The organism is Panacagrimonas perspica, assembly GCF_004364935.1.
GTDB classification, from domain to species: Bacteria; Pseudomonadota; Gammaproteobacteria; order Nevskiales; family Nevskiaceae; genus Panacagrimonas; species Panacagrimonas perspica.
In genome coordinates this window covers 2485499-2506469 of the sequence record NZ_SOBT01000008.1, presented here as the reverse complement: position 1 = coordinate 2506469, position 20971 = coordinate 2485499, and the positions used below count along the sequence as shown (strand labels likewise).

General features: G+C 65.0%; 17 protein-coding genes and 1 other RNA gene. All 18 read left to right on the top strand.

The window, feature by feature from the left end:
- Nucleotides 1-2 precede the first annotated feature (2 nt).
- The gene (locus tag DFR24_RS11300; protein ID WP_210772631.1) at nucleotides 3-1364 is read left to right on the top strand and encodes an OprO/OprP family phosphate-selective porin; all 1362 of its coding nucleotides are present in this window, start codon (nucleotides 3-5) and stop codon (nucleotides 1362-1364) included.
- A 134-nt stretch (nucleotides 1365-1498) separates the two neighbouring features.
- Nucleotides 1499-3760, top strand: coding sequence for an ABC transporter permease subunit (locus DFR24_RS11295; RefSeq protein ID WP_133881356.1), 2262 nt, complete (start codon nucleotides 1499-1501; stop codon nucleotides 3758-3760).
- A 29-nt stretch (nucleotides 3761-3789) separates the two neighbouring features.
- Nucleotides 3790-5487, top strand: coding sequence for a phosphate ABC transporter permease PstA (gene pstA / locus DFR24_RS11290; RefSeq protein ID WP_366518918.1), 1698 nt, complete (start codon nucleotides 3790-3792; stop codon nucleotides 5485-5487).
- Nucleotides 5488-5543: 56 nt separating this feature from the next.
- Entirely contained in the window at nucleotides 5544-6389 is an 846-nt protein-coding gene (gene pstB, locus DFR24_RS11285) for a phosphate ABC transporter ATP-binding protein PstB (protein WP_133881354.1), read from the top strand.
- A gap of 12 nt (nucleotides 6390-6401) precedes the next feature.
- Nucleotides 6402-7121: a phosphate signaling complex protein PhoU gene (gene phoU, locus DFR24_RS11280; RefSeq protein WP_133881353.1), complete on the top strand. Its 720-nt coding sequence runs from the start codon at nucleotides 6402-6404 to the stop codon at nucleotides 7119-7121.
- A 77-nt stretch (nucleotides 7122-7198) separates the two neighbouring features.
- A complete protein-coding gene (gene mrcB, locus DFR24_RS11275) occupies nucleotides 7199-9514 on the top strand; it encodes a penicillin-binding protein 1B (RefSeq protein WP_133881352.1) in 2316 nt (771 codons plus the stop codon).
- Complete coding sequence (locus tag DFR24_RS11270; RefSeq protein WP_133881351.1) at nucleotides 9511-10089, top strand: tetratricopeptide repeat protein; 579 nt, start codon at nucleotides 9511-9513, stop codon at nucleotides 10087-10089. Before mrcB ends, DFR24_RS11270 begins: the two co-directional genes overlap by 4 nt.
- Nucleotides 10079-11986 (top strand): ATP-dependent DNA helicase, encoded by a 1908-nt coding sequence (locus DFR24_RS11265; RefSeq protein WP_246051594.1) that lies wholly within the window; start codon nucleotides 10079-10081, stop codon nucleotides 11984-11986. The genes DFR24_RS11270 and DFR24_RS11265 overlap by 11 nt, the downstream gene beginning before the upstream one ends.
- Nucleotides 11987-12010: 24 nt before the next feature.
- The gene (gene tsaB, locus DFR24_RS11260; RefSeq protein ID WP_133881350.1) at nucleotides 12011-12718 is read left to right on the top strand and encodes a tRNA (adenosine(37)-N6)-threonylcarbamoyltransferase complex dimerization subunit type 1 TsaB; all 708 of its coding nucleotides are present in this window, start codon (nucleotides 12011-12013) and stop codon (nucleotides 12716-12718) included.
- Nucleotides 12719-12720: 2 nt separating this feature from the next.
- Nucleotides 12721-13359: a hypothetical protein gene (locus DFR24_RS11255; protein ID WP_133881349.1), complete on the top strand. Its 639-nt coding sequence runs from the start codon at nucleotides 12721-12723 to the stop codon at nucleotides 13357-13359.
- A gap of 43 nt (nucleotides 13360-13402) precedes the next feature.
- Nucleotides 13403-13499: signal recognition particle sRNA small type (gene ffs, locus DFR24_RS11250), an RNA gene on the top strand.
- 249 nt (nucleotides 13500-13748) lie between these two features.
- Nucleotides 13749-15770, top strand: coding sequence for an AAA family ATPase (locus tag DFR24_RS11245; RefSeq protein WP_133881348.1), 2022 nt, complete (start codon nucleotides 13749-13751; stop codon nucleotides 15768-15770).
- Between the two features lie 132 nt (nucleotides 15771-15902).
- Nucleotides 15903-16724, top strand: a complete 822-nt coding sequence (locus DFR24_RS11240; RefSeq protein WP_133881347.1) for a mechanosensitive ion channel family protein — start codon at nucleotides 15903-15905, stop codon at nucleotides 16722-16724.
- Between the two features lie 192 nt (nucleotides 16725-16916).
- Nucleotides 16917-18566, top strand: a complete 1650-nt coding sequence (gene dnaX / locus DFR24_RS11235) for a DNA polymerase III subunit gamma/tau (protein WP_133881346.1) — start codon at nucleotides 16917-16919, stop codon at nucleotides 18564-18566.
- Between the two features lie 22 nt (nucleotides 18567-18588).
- The gene (locus tag DFR24_RS11230; protein ID WP_133881345.1) at nucleotides 18589-18912 is read left to right on the top strand and encodes a YbaB/EbfC family nucleoid-associated protein; all 324 of its coding nucleotides are present in this window, start codon (nucleotides 18589-18591) and stop codon (nucleotides 18910-18912) included.
- Nucleotides 18913-18920: 8 nt separating this feature from the next.
- A complete protein-coding gene (locus DFR24_RS11225) occupies nucleotides 18921-19205 on the top strand; it encodes a hypothetical protein (protein WP_133881344.1) in 285 nt (94 codons plus the stop codon).
- A complete protein-coding gene (locus DFR24_RS11220; protein WP_133881343.1) occupies nucleotides 19202-19534 on the top strand; it encodes a DMT family transporter in 333 nt (110 codons plus the stop codon). Before DFR24_RS11225 ends, DFR24_RS11220 begins: the two co-directional genes overlap by 4 nt.
- 3 nt (nucleotides 19535-19537) lie before the next feature.
- Nucleotides 19538-20920, top strand: a complete 1383-nt coding sequence (cysG, locus tag DFR24_RS11215; protein WP_133881342.1) for a siroheme synthase CysG — start codon at nucleotides 19538-19540, stop codon at nucleotides 20918-20920.
- Nucleotides 20921-20971 lie beyond the last annotated feature (51 nt).

The window sequence follows — 20971 nt, the reverse complement described above, 5'->3', positions numbered from 1 at the left end:
AAATGAACAAGCTGATGCAGTACGGCGCCCTCGCCGTGTTTGTCGGGAGCAGCATGGGCGTGGCGCATGCGGATCCCGCCGAGACCAAGGGCGGCATCAAGATCAAGACCGAGGACGGCCGCTTCGAGGCCAACATCAACGGTCGTATCCACTTCGACGCTTACACGTTCTCCCCGGATGATGATGCCGCGTTCGGCTCGTCCGGTCTGAACAACCGTGGCGGTACCGCGTTCCGCCGCGAGTACCTGACCCTGACGGGCAAACTGTACGGATGGGAATACAAGTACGAGCACGACTTCGCAGCCGAAGCCGGCACCGCGGCTTGCACGTCCACGGCCGTGCCAGCCGCTGGCGGTACGCCGACGATCGCGTGCACCCTGAGCAACACGGGCGCCTCCGGCAATCGCGAAATGTGGGTCGCGACCAATGTCGGTCCGGGCAAGCTGACGATCGGTCAGTTCAAGCCCTACCGCGGTATGGAAGAACTCACGAGCTCGAACGAAATCACGTTCGCGGAGCGCCCTGTCACCTCGGCGTCGGGCATCTATAACGGCCGCCAGTATCTGATGGGCGTCGGGTACAAGGGCATCATCGCTGATCAGTTCGGTTATGGCTTCGACGTGATGCAGCTGGGTTCGTCGAACATCACCACTGAAGGACTTACCTACGGCGGACGCGGTTACTGGTTCCCGATGTCGGCGGAAGGCCAGACGGTGCATGTCGCCGTCTCGTATCACATCGATTCCGAAGACGTCGGATCCGCGGCTGCCACGCCGGGGTTCACGTACGGCGGCCGTCGCGGCCAGGCGATCACGTTCGGCAACGCTGGTGTCGGCGGATGCTCGAACACGGCCGTCGTGGCTTGCGGCAATCAGGACACGCTGGCTGTCGAGTTGGCAGCCTCGTTCGGTCCGCTGACGGCGCAGGCCGAATATGCGATGGCGACGCTGGAAGATGCGTCCGGTGCAGCCGGTGATCGTGAAGACGCCGACATCGATGCCTACTACGCGCAGCTCAGCTGGTTCATCACCGGCGAAAAGAAGCCGTACAAGAAGGATCGCGGCGCTTTTGGTTCGCCGAAGCCGATCAACACCTTCGGCGCCTGGGAAGCCGTTGCCCGCTACGAATCGATCGAGAGCAAGGATGAATCCGATTCGAACGCACTTTGCTCGGTGACCGGCGTTTCCGGTGCTGCCGCGGCCGACAAGTGCGAAGTCACGCAGGTGACGCTCGGCGTCAACTGGTACGTGAATCCGGGTGTGCGCTTCATGCTGAACTACTACAAGGCCGAAGCGGACCTGGGTGGTACGGCTGGCAAGGACAAGCCCGACGCCTTCACGCTGCGTACTCAGCTCAGCTTCTGAGGTAGTGTCTTGGTCCGGCACGGCAGCCCCGAGCCGGACCCTTTTCCACAGCGCCCAGAATGGCTGGACGCTATGGAAAGGGAAGTGGCGGCGATCGTGCCGCCAACTATTAAATTGACGACTATCTTGCGGCCATGAGCACTGCTCAGACACCGGCTTCGGCGGCCGAACTGCCGCGATCCATCACGGCGGGACGTGGCGGATTCCAGGCGCGATACGTAAAGGACCGACTGGCCCGCTATGTCGTGCTCGTCGGCGGCCTGGGTGTGATCGGCGCCTTGCTTCTGATCTTCGTCTACCTCGCTCAGGAGGTCGCACCGCTGTTCGCCGGTGCGCATGTCGAGGAACGCAAGACCTTCGCCATACCGGGGGCAGGCGGTCGTACGCTCTACCTGGCGGCGGAGGAGCAGGGCGAAATCGGCATGCGCGCCGAAGAGAGCGGCGAAGTCACGTTCTTCGACCTCCATGAAGGAACTGTTCGCGGAACGGAGACCCTGCCGCTGGCCGGGCGCAAGCTGCAGTCGATCAGTTCGGTGGCGACCGAGCGCGGCCTGCTTGCGGGCGCCCTCGAAGACGGATCGGTGCTGGTGTTCGCGCACGAGTACAAGGTGACGTATCCGAACGACAAGCGCCTGATCACACCGGGTCTGTCGTTCCCCAAAGGCAATGCCCCTCTGGCCTTCATGAGCGGTCCTGCGACGAGTTTCGTTGCGCGCGACGAAGGTGACTCGCTGATGCTCGTCGGCGCCGATGCCAACGGTGCGCTGAACCTCAAAGTCTTCGCGCAGGAGACTTCGCTGTTCGGCGACATCACGATGACGGAATCGGCGGTCCAGACGTTCACGCCGGCGGTGAAGCCCGACGTCCTGCTGCTCGAGCCCTTGCTGCACTGGCTCTACGTCATCGATCGCGCAGCCGGAAAAATTGCGTTCTACCGCCTCAAGGGATCGGAAGCGCCCGAGCTGGTCGAGGTGAAGGAAGCGGGCGCGAAGATCACCGAAGCGCGCTACCTCGCCGGCGGCATCTCCATCGTCGTTGCGCAGGACAACGGCAAGGTGACGCAGTGGTTCCCGGCACGCCGCAACGAAAGCGAGTGGTACCTGGCGAAGGTCCGCGAGTTCAAGGTCGGCAATTCCCCGGTGACCGCGATCGGCCCCGAGCAGCGTCGTCGCGGATTTGCGGTCGGCGATGAGTCCGGAAAAGTGAGCTTGTTCTACGCCACGTCCGGCAGCCGGGTGCACGAGGAGAAGGTTTTCGATTCGCCGGTGGAGCGCCTGGTCTTCAATCCGCGCGCCCGCGTGATGATGGCCCTGTCTGCTGACGGCCAGCTTCGCGTCAGCGAAGTCCATAACGAACACCCGGAGGTGTCCTTCTCCGCGCTGTGGGGCAAGGTCTGGTACGAGAGCTACGACGAGCCGAAGTTCCTGTACCAGTCCTCGTCCGCCACGTCGGACTTCGAACCCAAGTTCAGCCTGACGCCGCTGGCGCTGGGCACGTTGAAAGGCGCGTTCTACGCGATGATCTTCGCCATCCCGCTCGCGGTGATGGGCGCGATCTTCACGGCGAATTTCATGTCGCCGGAGATGCGCCAGGTCGTGAAGCCCTCGGTCGAGGTGCTCGCGGCGCTGCCCTCGGTGATTCTCGGCTTCCTCGCCGGCCTGTGGCTGGCGCCGTTCGTCGAGACCAACCTGCCAGGCATGTTCCTGTGCTTGTTGTTGTTGCCGACCTCCATCCCGATCTTCGGATTTCTGTGGACGCGCATGCCGCGTGCCATCCGCCTGCGAGTTCCGCCCGGCTGGGAAGCCGCGCTGCTGATCCCGGTGATCTCGTTCGTCATCTGGGGCTGCTTCATGCTGGCTCATCCGATCGAGGCGCTGTTCTTCGGCGGCAACATGCAGAGCTGGATGGATCACACGCTGGGTATCAGCTACATCCAGCGCAATTCGCTGGTCGTGGGCATCGCGATGGGCATTGCGGTGATCCCCGTGATCTTCTCGATCGCGGAGGACGCGATCTTCTCGGTGCCCAAGCATCTGTCGCTCGGTTCGCTGGCGTTGGGAGCCACGCCCTGGCAGACGCTGATCGGTGTCGTGCTGCCGACGGCAAGCCCGGGCATCTTCTCGGCAATCATGATCGGCATGGGTCGCGCGGTCGGCGAGACGATGATCGTGCTGATGGCAACCGGCAACACCGCCGTCATGGATCTCAGTCTGTTCTCGGGCATGCGTACGCTGGCTGCCAACGTCGCGGTCGAGATGCCGGAATCCGAAGTCGGCAGCACGCACTTCCGCCTGCTGTTCCTGGCCGGACTCGTGTTGTTCTTCTTCACCTTCTTCCTGAACACGCTCGCGGAAGTCGTTCGTAGCCGCCTGCGCAAGAAGTACAGCTCGCTATGACGACCGCAGCGGAAGAAATCGCAGCCGCGATGCCCAAGTCCCTGGTTGCCCGGGATACGGAAGGTGTGCGCGCCTATGTGAAGTCGGGTTCTCCGTACGTCTGGCTCACGGCGGCGGCGATCTCGGTGGCATTCATGATCACGCTGGCGCTGCTGATCCTGACGGCCGCACGCGGGTTGCCGCATTTCTGGCCGGCGGATGTCGTCCAGGGCCAATACACCGCACCGGGCGAGCCGGCGGAGCCGATCCTTGCGGAGATCCGCAGCACAGAAGAAGTCACGAGCGCGCGCCTGAAGAACGCAGGCCTCAAGGTCGACGAGGCGCAGCTCCTGTACGACCGTCTCCTGATCAAGGTCGCCAACCGCGACCTCCTGGGCGCTGACTTCCGGCCGGTGCTGTCCGACTGGCTGGTGCAACGCAGCTATCCCGAAGACGCGGTGGTGCTGGAGCGGGTGGAGTGGGGCAACTTCCACGGTTTCCTGCACGCGGTGAAGACCGATGGCGTGATCGTGGCGACGGGGCCGGAAGCCTGGGCCGCCTATCAGCCCTTGCAGGATCGCGCGACCGACCTTCGTAGCAAGATCGAAGAGATCGAGAAGAACGAGATCGGTGCGATCAATTACCGCATCGAGCACCTGCGCCTGTCGGAGAAGCGCCTGCAGATCGACGGTCATACGCGCGAGAACGATCCCGCGGACTACGCCAAGCTCGACGAGCGTCGCAAGGAACAGGACGCCGACTACGAGAAGCTGCGTCTCGAGCTCGACGCCATCCGCAAGGACCTGTCGCGCGACGCGCTGGTGATGAAGACGGTCGACGGCAAGGAAGTCGAGATTCCGCTGGCGCGAGTCGTGCGCGGCTATCGCCCCAACGAGATGGGCCTGTTCTCGAAGCTCGGCTTCTTCGGGTCCAAGGTGTGGGAGTTCGTGTCCGACGATCCGCGCGAGGCCAATACCGAAGGCGGCATCTTCCCAGCCATTTTCGGCACCGTGATGATGGTAATGATCATGTCCGTGGTGGTCATGCCGTTCGGCGTGCTCGCCGCGCTCTACTTGCGCGAGTACGCCAAGCAGGGCCCGGTGACACAGATCATCCGCATTGCCGTGAACAATCTCGCGGGCGTTCCGTCGATCGTCTACGGCATGTTCGGTCTTGGTTTCTTCGTCTACTTCGTCGGGTCGAGCATCGACAAGGCGTTCTATTCCGAAGGCCTGCCGTCACCGACGTTCGGCACGCCGGGCATCCTCTGGTCCTCGCTGACGCTGGCGCTGCTGACCTTGCCGGTGGTGATCGTGGCTACAGAGGAAGGCCTGTCGCGCATTCCCCGGTCGATCCGCGAGGCGAGCCTGGCGCTGGGCGCCACCAAGGCCGAGACGCTGTGGCGCGTGGTCCTGCCCATGGCCTCGCCGGCGATGATGACCGGCCTGATCCTGGCCATCGCGCGCGCAGCCGGCGAAGTCGCTCCGCTGATGCTGGTGGGCGTCGTCAAGCTCGCGCCGTCGCTGCCGCTGGACGGCAATGCGCCGTTCCTGCACCTCGAACGCAAGTTCATGCATCTGGGCTTCCACATCTACGACGTCGGCTTCCAGTCGCCCAACGTCGAGGCCGCGCGTCCGCTGGTTTACGCGACGGCCTTCCTGCTGGTGCTGGTGATCATTGGTCTGAACCTCACCGCCATCGGCATCCGCAATCGGCTCCGCGAGCGCTACAAGGCGCTCGAGGGCTAGTCGACTCCTTTCACAAGCCTGACGCGTTCGGCAACCTCACCTTGGACAATTCCCCCATGACCGGTGTACAGGATAGGACCCCTATCACGCATGGCATCGATATCGAGTCCATGCAGCGAGAGCGTGCAGGCGTGAAACTCGAAGACGAAACGATTGCGCTGGAAGTCGACAAGCTCGATCTGTTCTACGGCGACAAGAAGGCGCTCAAGAGCGTCACGATGAAGATTCCCCAGAAGAAGGTCACAGCCTTCATCGGGCCTTCGGGCTGCGGCAAGTCGACCTTGCTGCGCTGCTTCAATCGAATGAACGACCTGATCGACGGCTGTCACACGACGGGCGAGATCCGGCTGGACGGCAAGAACATCTACGACCGCGATGTGGACATCGCGATGCTTCGCCGCCGCGTCGGCATGGTGTTCCAGAAGCCCAACCCGTTTCCGAAGTCGATCTACGAGAACGTGGCCTACGGCCTGCGTCTGGCCGGCATCAACAAGAAGCGCATCCTCGACGAGACTGTCGAGTGGGCGCTCAAGGGTGCCGCGCTGTGGGACGAGGCGAAGGATCGTCTGGACGACTCCGCGCTGGGGCTTTCGGGCGGTCAGCAGCAGCGCCTGATCATCGCGCGCGCCATCGCCATCCACCCCGACGTGATCCTGCTCGACGAGCCCTGCTCGGCGCTCGATCCGATCTCCACGCTCAAGGTCGAGGAACTGATCAACGAGCTGAAGAAGGACTACACGATCGTCATCGTCACCCACAACATGCAGCAGGCGGCGCGCGTCAGCGACTACACGGCCTTCATGTACGTGGGCGACCTGATCGAGTACGGCAGCACCGACCAGTTGTTCACCAAGCCCTCGAAGAAGCAGACCGAGGATTACATCACCGGTCGCTACGGCTAACGGGTCTTCGACATGAGCACTCCAGGTTACAAATCGCATATTTCCAGCGCGTTCAACGCCGAACTCGAGGACGTGCGTCAGCGCGTACTGGCCATGGGCGGTCTGGTCGAGCAGCAGCTCGTCGACGCCACCCGGGCGCTGATGGATCTCGACGGCGATCTCGCCGATCAGGTTCGCGCCAACGACGACAAGGTCGACCAGCTCGAGATGGTCATCGACGACGAGTGCTCGCGCATCCTGGCGCGGCGCCAGCCGACGGCCTCTGACCTTCGACTGGTCTACGCCGTGATCAAGACCATCACTGATCTCGAGCGCATCGGCGACGAAGCCCACAAGATCGCGCAGATGGCGCGCGACCTGTCGCGGCAGGAGCGGCTGAACCACCACATGATGGAAACGCAGCATCTGTCGCGGCAGGTGTCGCAGATGGTGCGCTCGGCCCTGGACGCATTCGCCCGGATGGACGCCGAGGCCGCGCTCTCCACGGTGCGGGACGACGTCAAGATCGATCGCGAGTACGAAGCGCTGATGCGGCAGTGCATCACCTACATGATGGAAGAGCCCCGTGCGATCCGGCGCGTCATCGACCTGATCTGGTGCGTGCGCTCGCTGGAGCGGATCGGCGATCACGCCAAGAACATTGCCGAGTACGTCATCTATTTCGTGAAGGGCAAGGATGTGCGCCATACCTCCCTGGAGGACATGGAGCGCGAGGTCCTGGGCAGCCCGTAAGGATGCTGCGGCCGGCGCCCGCGCCGGCCGCGCGGTCAGGTTTTGGCAAGCCGTTGCCGGTATCATCGCGCGCTTAAATGGCGCGCCCGTCTTCCCCCCTCTTTCGGCGAATCCTCTGGTTCTCGCTTGCGGCCCTGGTCATCGGGATCAGCGTTGGCGGACTGCTGCTGTCCGGCTACCTGATCCAGCTCGACCAGGAAATCCGTACGCGTTTCGCCGGCAGCCGCTGGGCGTTGCCCGCGCAGGTCTATGCCGCCGCCCAGGACCTGTACCCCGGCCGCAAGCTCGACGCCCCTGAACTGCGCCACGAACTCGAACGGCTCGGCTACCGGCCGTCCGAGGTCCTGAACGGGCCGGGCACCTTCGTCGCCAGCAAGGACCGGATCGATGTGGAGGTGCGCGCTTTCCGCTTCTGGGACGGGCCGCAGCCGCAGTACAAGATCGCCGTGAAGATGGACGAGGCGGGAATCGCCGAAATTCAGGACCTCGAGGCGGACGCGCCGCGCGACATCGTGCGGCTGGACCCGATGCTGATCGGCAGCATCTATCCACAGGCCCAGGGGGAGGACCGCGTGCTGGTCCGACTCGACGAAGTGCCCGAACTGCTGCGCAAGGGCCTGGTCGCCGTCGAGGATCGCGGGTTCTACGAGCATTTCGGCATCAGTGTCCGCGGCATCCTGCGCGCCGCCTTGGCCAACTTGAGGGCTGGGCACGCGGTGCAGGGCGCTTCCACGATCACGCAGCAGCTCGTGAAGAACTTCTTCCTGACGCCCAAGCGCGATCTGCGGCGCAAGGCCAAGGAAGCGCTGATGGCGCTGCTGCTCGAGGCGCATTACAGCAAGGACGAGATTCTCGAGGCCTACTTCAACGAGATCCATCTGGGTCAGGACGGCGATCGTGCCGTGCACGGCTTCGGCCTGGGCAGCCGTTTCTATTTCAATAAGCCGATCAGCGAGCTGCGCACCCACGAGATCGCGTTGCTCGTCGGCGTCGTGAAGGGTTCTTCGGCCTACAACCCGCGCCGCAACCCCGAACGGGCCAAGGCCCGCAGGGATCTGGTGCTCAAGGTGTTCTTCGAAGAAGGCCTGATCTCCGAAGACGAGTACACGTCGGCAGTGGCCGAGCCGCTGAGCATCGCGGGCGGCAAGGGCGGCAGCGTCGAGCGCTATCCGGCGTTCGTGGACTTGGTCCGGCGCCAGCTGAAGGGCCAGTACCAGGACGTGGACCTGACCAACGAAGGCCTGCGCATCTTCACCACCCTGGATCCGCGCACGCAGGAAGTGCTGGAAAGTGACCTGTCGGAAGGCATCTCCAAGCTCGAGAAGGACCGCAAGCTCAAGGAAGGCACCTTGCAGACTGCAGGTGTCGTCACCAGCGTCGACGGCGGTGAAGTCCTGGCGATCGTCGGCGGTCGGGAATTCCGCTACGCCGGCTTCAACCGCGCGCTCGACTCGCGCCGATCCATCGGCTCGCTCGCCAAGCCCTTCGTGTTCCTGACGGCGCTCCATCAGCAGCCGGACCGCTTCAATCTGCACACCATCATCGACGACGAGCCAATCTCGATGAAGTTGCCCAACAAGCAGGTCTGGGCGCCGCAGAACTACGACAAGAAGCTGCACGGTCCGCAGCCGCTCTACATGGCGCTGGCCCAGTCGTACAACCTGCCGACGGTGCGCGCCGGTCTCGAGGTCGGGGCGGCCAAGGTGCTGGAGACGATGAAGGCCACCGGGTATTACGGCGATGCACAGCCGAATCCCAGCGTCTTCCTCGGCGCGGTCGACATCGCGCCGCTCGACGTGGCGCAGATGTACGGCACGCTGGCGGCGGGCGGATACCAGAGCAAGCTGTCGGCGATCCGCAGCGTCACCACCAAGGAAGGCGAGGCGCTGAACCGCTACCCGATCAAGGTCAAGCAGACGCTGCCGGAAGGGCCCACCTATCTAATCAACTGGGCGATGACGAAGGTCATCTCGCTGGGTACCGGCCGCGCCGCGCTGTCCGCGGTACCGCCGGGGACGTCGCTGGCCGGCAAGACCGGCACCACCGACGACCTGCGCGACTCCTGGTTCGCCGGGTTCGGCGCAGATCGCGTCGCCGTGGTCTGGATGGGCCGCGACGACTACAAGCCGATGGGCTTCACTGGTTCTTCCGGCGCCCTGGTGCTGTGGACGCGTGTGATGAAGGATCTGCAGGTACGCGGTCTGGACATGGTGCCGCCGCCAGATGTCGAGGAGCAGCTCACCGATACCTACACGGGCTTGAAGGCGGACGAGGGCTGCCAGAGCACGGTCTTGCTACCCTATCTGCGAGGACGTGCACCGACGGAGTTCGCGCCCTGTGCGAAGTCCGCAGTGAACACGCCGCTCGACTGGTTGCGGGAGATTTTCGAATGACCTTGCGCTTCGGCGCCCTCGTGTTGGCCGCCCTGCTGCTGAACGCCTGCGCGTCCTCGACCGGGACACGCGAGGGCGGAGTGCCGTATCCGCAGCCGCCCGTTTCGACCGTTCCCCCGTCGACCCAGCCGCCGATGCAGCCGATACCCGGCACGTCGGGCTCGACCGGGCCCGTCGTCATCGAACCCGTCAAGCCGGCCGCACCGACGTTCCCACGTACGGCGGAGAACATCAGCGGCCAAGCCGTGGTTTCGCTGATGCGGAAGGCGGCCGACGCGCGCACGCAGGGGCAGCTCGACCTCGCCGCCTCGCAGCTCGAGCGGGCGCAGCGCATCGAGCCGCGCAATTACTTCGTGTGGTCGGCACTGGCCAAGGTCTATCTCGACCAGCAGCAGTATGACCAGGCCATCTCGGTGGCCGGCAAGTCCACGAGCCTGGCTCGCGGCAACCTCTACGTCGAGGTCGAGAACTGGAAGACGATTGCGCGCGCCCTGCAGGGCAAGGGCGATTCGCTGGGGGCGGTCCAGGCGGAGGCTCGCGTCGACGAGATCGAGCGCTCCCTGGGTGGAGGCTGATCTTCCGTTTCTCCTCGGGCCGGACGGTCCGCTCGCGAAGGCCATCCCCGGATTCACGCCGCGCCTGGTACAGGCGCGCATGGCGATGGAGGTCTCGCAGGCCTTCGAACAGACCGACCTGCGCCTGATCGAGGCCGGAACCGGAACCGGGAAGACTTTCGCGTACCTGGTGCCCGCGCTGGTGGCCGGCCGGCGCGTGATCGTGTCCACCGGCACCAAGAATCTGCAGGACCAGCTGTTCGAGCGCGATCTGCCGCGCCTGCTGGACGCGCTGCGCGTGCCCGCGCGAACCGCGATGCTCAAGGGACGCAGCAACTATCTTTGCGTCTACCGCATGAATCGCGCGGCGCAGGATTCCGCACAGGCATCGCGACGCGTGGATGAGCGGCTGGTGCAGATCGAACGCTGGTCGCATTCGACGGAGCGCGGCGAAGTATCGGAACTGGGTCGCCTGATCGAAGACGATCGGCTGCGGCATCAGATCACCTCGACCGCCGACAACTGCCTGGGCGCCAAGTGTCCGGATTTCAGTAATTGCTTCGTCGTGAAGAGCCGCCGCGCCGCGATGGGCGCCGACCTCGTCGTTGTGAATCACCACGTGCTGCTCAGCGACGTCCTGTTGAAGGAAGAAGGATTCGGGGAAATTCTTCCCGGCGCCGACGCCGTGATCGTCGACGAGGCGCATCAGCTCCCTGACTTGGCGGGCCAGTTCTTCGGGTCGCGCGTCTCCAGCCGCCAGTTGCGCGATCTGGCCGACGATAGCCTCAAGGCGGCGGCGGAGCAGGGCGATGTGCCCGACCTGCACCTCGCGGCGAATGCGATGGCGTCGCCAGTCATCCAGTTCGAGGCGCGGCTCGCGCAGCTCAATTCCCGAATCTCGACCGAGGAATTCCTCGTTGCGCGGGATGCGGCGCCCGCCGTCGAAGCCGTGGCGGAATCTCTCGATGCGCTGTGCGCCGAGCTCGAAGCCCATCGCGAGCGCAGCACGACGCTCGAAGCTCTGTCTGATCGTGCGAGGCAGCTACAGGCGCGGCTGTCGATTTGCACTGCAAAGCAGGACGAAGAACAGGTGCGCTGGACCGAGCCGCAGGGCCGCGGTGGCACCTTGCACGCTACGCCCCTGGATATGGGGCAGGGCTTCGGCCGCGTGTTCGCGGCGCATCCCGGCGCCTGGATCATGACGTCGGCGACGCTGTCCGCGAGCGGCGATTTCGCGCATTTCCGGCGCCAGATCGGCGTCGAGGATGCCCGTGGCGTCGCGCTCGAAAGCCCGTTCGATTACCCCAACCAGGGCCGCCTGTACCTGCCGGAAGGGATGCCCGAGCCGAGCGCCCCCGATTATCCGGATCGTGTGGCGGATCTCTCGCTGCGATTGATCGAGGGCAGCGGTGGCGGAGCCTTCGTGCTGTGCACCAGTCATCGCGCGCTGCGGCAGATCGCCGACAGGCTGCGCGCACAGCTGCGTGTTCCGCTGTTCGTGCAGGGCGAGGACGATCGCGCGCGCCTGGTCGAACGTTTCGCGGCCAGCGGCGACGGCGTGCTCGTCGGCACCCAGAGCTTCTGGGAGGGCGTGGACGTGAAAGGTCGCGCGCTGCGGATGGTCATCATCGACAAGCTGCCGTTCTCGTCGCCGGGTGACCCGGTATACGACGCGCGGCTCGAGGCGCTGCGACGCCGCGGCGGCAATCCTTTCGTCGACGTGCAGCTCCCGGAGGCGATCGTCAGCCTGCGGCAGGGCGCCGGGCGCCTGATCCGCGACGAGACCGACCGCGGTCTTCTGGTGCTCTGCGATCCCCGGCTGAAAACGAAGAACTATGGCCGCAGGATGCTGGCCGCGCTGCCGTTCATGTCGCAGGTGGATCGCGAAGGCGCGCTAGAGTGGTTGCGCACCCTGTAATTGCCACGTACCTGCTCTCATCCGATGCGCTTGCTCGCAATCGATACCGCTACCGAAGCCTGCTCCGCCGCGATCCTCGTCGAGGGGAGGATGCTGGCGCGGTTCGAAATCGCCGGCCGTTCGCACACGCAGCAGATGCTGCCGATGGTGCACGGCCTGATGGCCGAGGCGAGCCTGTCGTTCGCGCAGCTCGACGGGTTCGTCTGCGGCATCGGTCCCGGCAGCTTTGCCGGTGTCCGTATCGGCGTGGGCTTCGTCAAAGGCCTGGCGCTGTCGCTCGATCGGCCGGTGGTGGGCATCAGCTCGCTGACCATGCTGGCGCAGGCGGCCCTCGATGAAGGGGCCCTGCGCGTGATCGCGAGCATCGATGCGCGCATGAACGAGATCTATGTCGGTGCGTTCGAAGCGGACGCGAGCGGCCTGTGTCGTTCGATGGGCCCGCTGCGCGTGATGCCGCCGGATCAGTTCCGGGAGGACGCGGCAGGTCCCTGGCATGCGGTGGGCACCGGCTGGGGTACTTACGAAACCACGATGCGACAGGGTGTGACGGGCGACGTGCTGCACGTCGACGGCGCGGCTCTTCCCCGGGCACAAGCGGCACTGAAGCTGGCACTCCCTGAATTCGCGGCGGGCAGAACCCTTGCCGCGGACGATCTCGCCCCGCTGTACTTGCGCGACAAGGTCGCGCTCACGCTCGAAGAACAGGTCCAGCTGCGCGCATCCCGGAACTGAACATGGACCAGAGCAAACCGATTTCCTACGCCGAGTTCGGCCACAACTTTGTTCGCTACGTCGTGACGGCGGAACGTCTGCGCGGCGAGATCGAGACCGTGCTCAAGGCGATGATCGAAGGCTCGGTCAGCAAGTTCCCTGCGGACCTGCTCGTGGCCTCGTACGTGTTTCAGCTTCAGGACGTAGACGTGTTGCCCATCACGAACAAGCTGCCGGACGTGAGCTTCGTGATGCTGATCGAGGGCGACCTGAAGCTCGAGGTCAAGCTGATCAACCTGAGACTGAAGTTCACGCTCAAGGTGGAGATCCGGCTCAACATCGACGTGCGCACGTACGCGCCCCTGAACCTCAAGCTGATCCTGCATCCGGTGAAGGATTCGCAGATTCGCACCGAGGTGGACGGACACGGACTGCCGTCGGAAGTCCTGGAGCATCTACGCATCGTCGGCCCCATCGTGCGCGAAGAAATCGTGCGCGAGGTCAACGCACGCATCGCCAGCCCCGAGTTGGTGGCGGCCACGAACATCGACGTGCTCCAGCTCGCAGCTACTGCGCAGCTGCCCGGCGGGGCCGCGACCACGGCCGAACCGCTCGCGCAGGTGAGTAGCGATATGAAGGCCGGTGAACGCGACGAAACTTGATCGACTGCTCGGCGAAAAAATCGCGGATAATGGTTGCTGGTCCGCGCCGGACCTCCGCGACGGTAAACCGTGAACCCCGCCAGGCCCGGAAGGGAGCAACGGCAGCGGTCTCGCCGGGTGCCGGAGCAAGCTGGCGCGGACCTTCTCCAATGAACGGTCTTTTGTCTTTTCCGACATAGACTTAAGGGACTTTTCCACAGCATTTGCAGGGAAATGTCCCCAGTGATTGGCCTCGCGGCCCGCTGACCGGCCCGCTTTTCCCAGGCGGACCAAACTCCTGATTAAGCATTGCTTTGGCCCCGTTACGGGCGGGCCGTCTTGGAACTGGCGAAGTCAGGCCCCACTCTTAGGCCGTCACCCCTTCTGTGACAGACCCCCCGCAGCAAACCATGATGGAAGCCTTTGAGCAGCGCGTCGTCCTTCGATGGATCGCCAACCTCGGTGGCCGGCTGGAACGCTTTCGCTGGGCGCAGGACGGCCTCCTGCGTTTTCTCGGCGATGAGGCCGAGCATCTCGAGCTCGATCTGCAGGACGACACTCGAAAGATCGATGCGGAGGGCTGGACGGCGATCGTCGCGGAACGTCTCGCGGCCCTCGAGTCCGTCGAGCCCAGCACGCTGGAACACAATCTTGGCGCCGTCGCCCGCCTGCTGAACTTGAGCGAGAGCGAAGCAACCGTGATGTCGGCGTTGGTCCGCGAACGGGTCGTGCCGCAGGTCGAGGACCTGTTCGAGACGCTGGAACTCGACGAATTGCGGGTAGGCGACAGCGGCGTCGTGACGCTGCTCTCCGCGATGCTGGGCATCACGCGCGGCGAAGTGGTGGAAGCGCTCTCGTCGCGCGGTCGTTTGTTGGCAAGCGGCCTGTTTACGACGGACTACCGGTCCGACTGTCAGCCGCAGGCCTTGCTGACCGGTTTCCTGCAGTCGCAGGCGCAGCCGATCGAGGATGTACGCGCCGCCTTGCTCGGCGAGCCGCTGAAGCACAGCCTCGAGTGGGAGGACTACGACCACCTTCCGGCCGATCGCGAACTGTCGGCCAACCTGCTCGGTCGTGCCGTCAGCGAACGCGCCCAGGGCATCCACATTCTTCTGTACGGTCCGCCGGGCACCGGCAAGACCGAGTTCTGCAAGACGCTGGCCACCAAGCTCGGCCTGAAGCTCTACGGTGTCGGCCAATCCGACGATCGCGGGCAGGAGCCTTCGCGAGATCAGCGCATCGGTTCGTTCCGCCTCTCGCAGAAGCTGCTCGAGAACCAGTCCGACGCGCTGCTGCTCTTCGACGAAGCCGAAGATCTGCTGCGCGGCGACAACGACGGCATGTTCGACGGCGATCGCAGCGGCTATGGGTCGCGCGTGTTCATGCACCGCCTGTTCGAAGAGACGCGGGTGCCGACCTTGTGGACGGTGAACGATCCGTCCGCACTGGGCCCTTCGGTGCTGCGGCGCATGACCTATGCCATTGAAATGAAGGTGCCGCCCGCACGCGTTCGCGAGCGCGTCTGGCAGCGCATTCTCGCGCGTGAGCAGGTGCAGGTTCCCGCCGAGGAGATTCGTCGCCTGGCCGAGGACTTCGACGCGCCTCCCGCAGTGGCGGCCGGCGCGGTGCGATCGGCGCGGCTCACCAGCGGTGGATTCCAGGACATTCGTCGCGCGGTCCACTCGATCGCCAAGGTCATGCGCGGAGCCGAGGCGCCGCCGCGGGCCGTCCATTCGGTGCGCTACGAACCTGCACTGATCAACGCGGATCTGGATCTGGCGAATCTTCGCAATCGACTCGTCGGCTTGGATACACGGGCGTTCTCGATGTGCCTGTACGGTCCGCCGGGAACCGGCAAGTCGGCGTACGTGCGTTGGCTGGCGCACGAACTGGGTATGGAAGTGATCCAGAAGCGCGCTTCCGACCTGCTGTCGAAGTGGGTCGGCGAGAACGAACGCAACATCGCGCAAGCTTTTGCCGAAGCGCGCGAGTCCGGCGCGTTCCTGGTATTCGATGAAGCCGATTCGTTGCTGGGCGATCGTCGCCACGCGCACCAGGGCTGGGAGATCAGCCAGGTCAACGAGATGCTGACGTGGATGGAATCGCACGAACTGCCTTTCGCGTGCATCACCAATCTGATGGGCCATCTCGACGAAGCCGCGCTGCGCCGCTTCTCGTTCAAGGTGCGTTTCAATTTCCTGAAGGCGGAGCAGCGCGCGACGGCGTTCCACCACTACTTCGGCCTGGACGCCCCGGCCGCTGTGCGCGAGATCGACATGCTCACCCCCGGCGATTACGCCGTGGTGCGCAACCGGGCCCGCTTGCTGGGGAGCGAGAACGATCCTGCCGAACTGGTGCGCATGCTGCGCCAGGAAGTGACGGTCAAGCCCAACAATCGGCGCGAGATCGGCTTCCAGGCCGTGGTGCATTGATCGAAACGCCGGCTTCTGCCGGCGTTTTCTTTTTCGAAGCCGGTACGAGCCGTGCCATTTTTTTGCGCGCCCCGGGGAGCCCGTGATGCTGTGCCTCTAGACTAGAACTTCACTCTTCGGACAGGGAAAATCATGGAAATCGTTGCGGGACTCAACGAGAAATTCGGTGCGTGGGGGGGCATCCTGGCAGCGTTCGCGATCAAGGTTCTGGGTGCCATCGCCGTCTACATCGTCGGCAGATGGATGATCTCTTTCGTCATCCGCATGGTGACGAACGCGCTGACCAGGCAGAAGGTCGACCCGACGGTGCTGCGCTACGTCGGCAACGTGGTCGGTGTGGTGCTCAACATCGTGCTCGTCGTGGCCATCCTGGGCTACTTCGGCTTCGAGACCACCAGCCTCGCGGCCCTGATCGCGGCGGCTGGCGTTGCCATCGGTATGGCCTGGAGCGGCCTGCTGTCCAACTTCGCGGCCGGTGCCTTCATGATCGTGCTGCGCCCATTCAAGGTTGGCGACTACGTGCTGGCTGGCACCGTCGAGGGCACCGTCGAAGCCGTGGGCCTGTTCGCCACCACGATCCTGACGCCGGACAACGTGCAGACCATCGTCGGCAACGGGAAGGTGTTCGGCGACACGATCAAGAACTACTCGACCAACGCTTACCGGCGGGTCGATCGCACGGCGCAACTCGCGCACAGTGTCGATACCGCGGATGCCGTGGCGCGACTCAAGGCCGCGCTGGCGAAAATCCCCAACGTGATGACCGCGCCCGCGCCGGACGTCGAGATCATCGATTTCACCACCTATGGTCCGGTGCTGGCGGTGCGGCCTTATTGCCATACTGACCATTACTGGCAGGTTTATTTCGACACCAACCGCACGATCCGCGAGACCTTCGGTGCGGCGGCTTACCCGGTGCCGGAGACCCACACGGTGATGCGCCACCCCGCCTGAGGCGGGTGGCAGTCGGCGCGTGGCTGGCGACCACGCGCCGCATCCGCGACAATCTCGGCATGCCGTCGACACAAGATTTTCCCGCATGAATGCCCGCCCGATGGGACGGCGTTCATCAGGCAAGGCGGTGTCGCAGGAAGTGCCTCAATCGTCGTCCTTCCGGACAGCCCGTTTCACCACCCTGATCGATGCATGAGCTATCTCGCCCTCGCTAGAAAGTGGCGTCCCCGCGTCTTCGCCGACGTCATGGGGCAGGGCCACGTGGTCAAGGCGCTGACGCATGCGCTCGACGGTGACAAGCTGCATCCGGCGATCCTGCTCACGGGCACGCGCGGCGTCGGCAAGACCACGCTGGCGCGTATCGTCGCCAAGGGCCTGAACTGCGAGACCGGCGTTTCGGCCACCCCCTGCGGCATCTGCTCGGCCTGCAAGGAAGTGGATTCGGGCCGATTCGTGGACCTGCTGGAAATCGACGCGGCGAGCAACACCGGCGTCGACAACGTGCGCGAGCTGATCGACAACAGCCAGTACGCACCGGTTCGAGGCCGCTACAAGGTCTATCTGATCGACGAAGTCCACATGCTGTCCAAGAGCGCGTTCAACGCGTTGCTCAAGACCTTGGAAGAGCCACCGCCGCATGTGAAGTTCATCCTGGCGACGACGGATCCGCAGAAGCTGCCGATCACCGTGCTCAGCCGTTGCCTGCAGTTCAATCTCAAGCGCCTGCCGGTCGCGGTGATCCGCGAGCAGCTCGCCAAGGTGCTGGATCAGGAAGGCGTCGCCTTCGAGATCGGTGCCGTCAGCGAGATCGCAAAGTCGGCCGACGGCTCGATGCGCGACGGCCTGTCGCTGGTCGATCAGGCCATCGCTTTTGCGGGCGGCGCGAAGCTGGAGCGCGGTCCGGTCGAGGACATGCTGGGCACCTCGGGCCGGCAGGTGCTTTACGCATTGCTTGCAGCCATCGCCTCGGGTGATGGTCCTGCGCTGCTCGCGGGTATCCAGCAACTGGAAACGCGCGCACCTGATTATTCGGCGCTGCTCAATGATCTTGCCGGCTATCTGCAGCGCATCGCGGTGCTGCAGGTGCTGCCGGACGCGGCGTCCGACGACGACGATGCGGAACTGGTGGCCCTGGTCGCGCAGATTGCGGCCGAGGACGTGCAGCTCTGCTATCAGATCGCGGTCGGTGGCCGGCGCGACCTGCCCTGGGCGCCGGATCCGCGCTGCGGTTTCGAGATGACCTTGCTGCGCATGCTGGCCTTCCGTCCGGACGACGCGGGTGGCGCGAAGGCGGGAACGCCTTCGGCAACACCGCGCCGGGTGCCTTCAGCGCCCGAGACGACTCGCGCCGAGCCGGTGGCGCGCGCTGCTGCGACCGCGCCTGCGGCGCCCGTCGTGGCGCCACCTGCACCGACGCCGCCGGCTCCGCCGGTCAATGTTCCGCGAGTGCCGCCGCACGAGTTGCCCTGGGACGAACGCATCGACACGCTCGGGCTCGACGGCGGCGGACGCCAGCTCGCGCGCCAGTGTGCCTGGCTCGGCGAGAAGGACGGCGTGATCCGCCTCAGCCTCGCGGCATCGGCCGCCTTCCTGCTTCATGAGGCGCGACGCAGCGCCATGGAACAGGCGCTCGCGGCGCAGTACGGCCGCGAGGTGCGACTCCTCATCGAGCCGGCGCAGGCCGAAGAAGCGGTCGCGCTCACACCCGCGCAGCTCGATCAGAAGCGCGCGCAGGAACGGCAGCGTGTTGCCGAGGCCGCGATCGCCGATGACCCGGTGGTGCGTGCGTTCAAGGATCAGTTCGGGGCCGTGGTACGGCCTGGCTCGATCCAGCCCCATTAATCACGAGACCCAAGGACAGGACATGAAAGGCGCACTCGGCCAGATCATGCAGCAGGCGCAGAAGGTGCAGGACAACATCAAGCGTGCGCAGGAAGAGATCGCGCGCATCGAGGTCACCGGCGAATCGGGAGCCGGCATGGTCAAGGTCACGCTCGACGGTCGGCACCAGGCGCGCAAGGTGGAAATCAAGCAGGAAGCGCTCGGCGAGGACAAGGAGTTCCTCGAAGATCTCGTCGCCGCCGCCATCAACGACGCCGTGCAGAAGCTCGACGCCGTGACCAAGGAAAAGATGGCTGCCGTGACCGGCGGCATGGGTCTGCCGCCGGGGATGAACCTCGGGTTCTGAGGCTCCCCATGGCGACGCCGCGCAACCGCGAAGAAACCACTCTGATGGATCGTGTTGCGCTGGCTTTCCTCTCCGGAGGCTCTGCGCTGGTGCTCGGCGGCCTGCTCTGGGCGGGCGTTTGCCTGACCGCGGCACAACTCGCGCTGGACGGAGTGCCATCGTTCGGCTGGGTCGCCGGCTTCGCGATCGTCATGGCGGTGCTCGGATTCGTCCTGCTCGAGAACTTCGTCGGCAACTGGGTCGGGGCCTTTGCGAGCGGTGTGCTCAAGCTGTTTCGCGTCATCGCATCGTGAACGCCTGGGCCTGTCTTGCGATCGCGATAGTCGCCGAGGTGATCGCAACCTCCGCGCTGACGGCGAGCGCGGGCTTCACCGAGCCGTTGCCCTCGGTGGGGGTCGTGATCGGTTATGGCATCGCGTTCTGGTTCCTCTCGCTGAGCTTGAAGAGCATCCCGGTGGGGATCGCCTACGCGGTGTGGTCGGGGGTGGGCATCGTGCTGATCTCGGTGGCCGGCTGGGCCTTGTTCAAGCAGTCGCTGGATCCCGCAGCGCTCGCCGGCATGACGCTGATCGTCGCCGGCGTGATGGTCATCAATCTGTTCTCGCGCAGCGTCGCGCACTGAGCCGTGGGCAAATCCTACTTTCCGATCTTCGTCGACCTCCTGCACCAGCCGGTACTGGTGGTCGGCGGTGGTGAAGTCGCGGCACGCAAGATCCGCCTGCTGCTGAAGTCGGGCGCGAAGCCGCGCATCGTCGCGCTCGAGCTCAACGAGGAACTGGCCGCGCTGGTCGCCGAATCGAAGGCTTCGCTGATCGCGTCGACGTTCGAGCCCGCCCAGCTCGTCGGCATGCGCTTGGCGATTGCCGCCACCGACGATCGCACGCTCAATCGCACGGTCGCCGAAGCCGCGGAATCAGCCGGCGTGCTGTGCAATGTCGTCGACGACCCGGAGGCCAGCCGCTACATCACGCCCTCCATCGTCGAGCGCGGACCCATCACGGTGGCGATCTCCACCGGCGGCTCGGCCCCGGTGCTGGCGCGGCGATTGCGGGAGCGCATCGAAGCCCTGCTGCCGGGCGCCTACGGAAAGGTGGCCGAGTTCATGGAGCGGCATCGTGCGAGGGTCAAGACCTTGCCCGTGGAGCAGCGACGTCTGCTGTGGGAAGATTTTCTGGACGGCCCCGGGCCGGAGCGACTGCTGGCCGGCGACGAGGTCGCCGCCGTGTTCGAACTCGAAAGCCTCGTAGGCGGAAAGCCGGCGCGGGGCGAGGTGTATCTGGTCGGCGCCGGTCCGGGAGATCCAGACCTGCTGAGCTTTCGTGCGCTGCGGCTGATGCAGCAGTGCGATGTCGTGCTCTATGACGCGCTGATCTCGCCGGCGATCCTCGACCTCGTGCGCCGCGACGCGGAACGCATCTACGTCGGCAAGCGTCGCGCGAAACACACGCTGCCGCAGGAAGACATCAACGCAGAGCTGGTTCGGCTCGCCCAGGCCGGCAAGCGCGTGCTCCGTCTGAAGGGCGGCGATCCTTTCGTGTTCGGTCGCGGCGGCGAAGAGATCGAGGAGCTGGCCGCCGCGGGAATCCCGTTCCAGATCGTGCCCGGCATCAGCGCTGCCAATGGATGCGCGGCTTACTCCGGCATTCCGCTGACGCATCGCGACTACGCCCAATCCTGCATCTTCGTCACCGGTCATCGACGCAAGGATGGCCAGCTCGATCTTCACTGGGACGCACTCGCCCGGCCCGGCCAGACCGTGGTCATCTACATGGGGCGCACGGCGCTGGCGGAGTTGTGCGCGCAACTGGTCGCCAACGGCCTCCCGGCCGACTGGCCTGCTGCGCTGATCGAACAGGGCACCACGCAATCGCAGCAGGTCGTGACCGGCTCGCTCGGCACGCTGCCGGGCCTCGTCGCGGCGCGCAGCGACATCGACGGCGCGAGTCTGGTCATCGTCGGCGAGGTCGTGAAGTTGCGCGACCGGCTCAAGTGGTTCCTGCCGACGTAGTTGTAGCCCGGGTGAAACCCGGGGTGCCGCTCGATCTGCGAGAAGAACCCC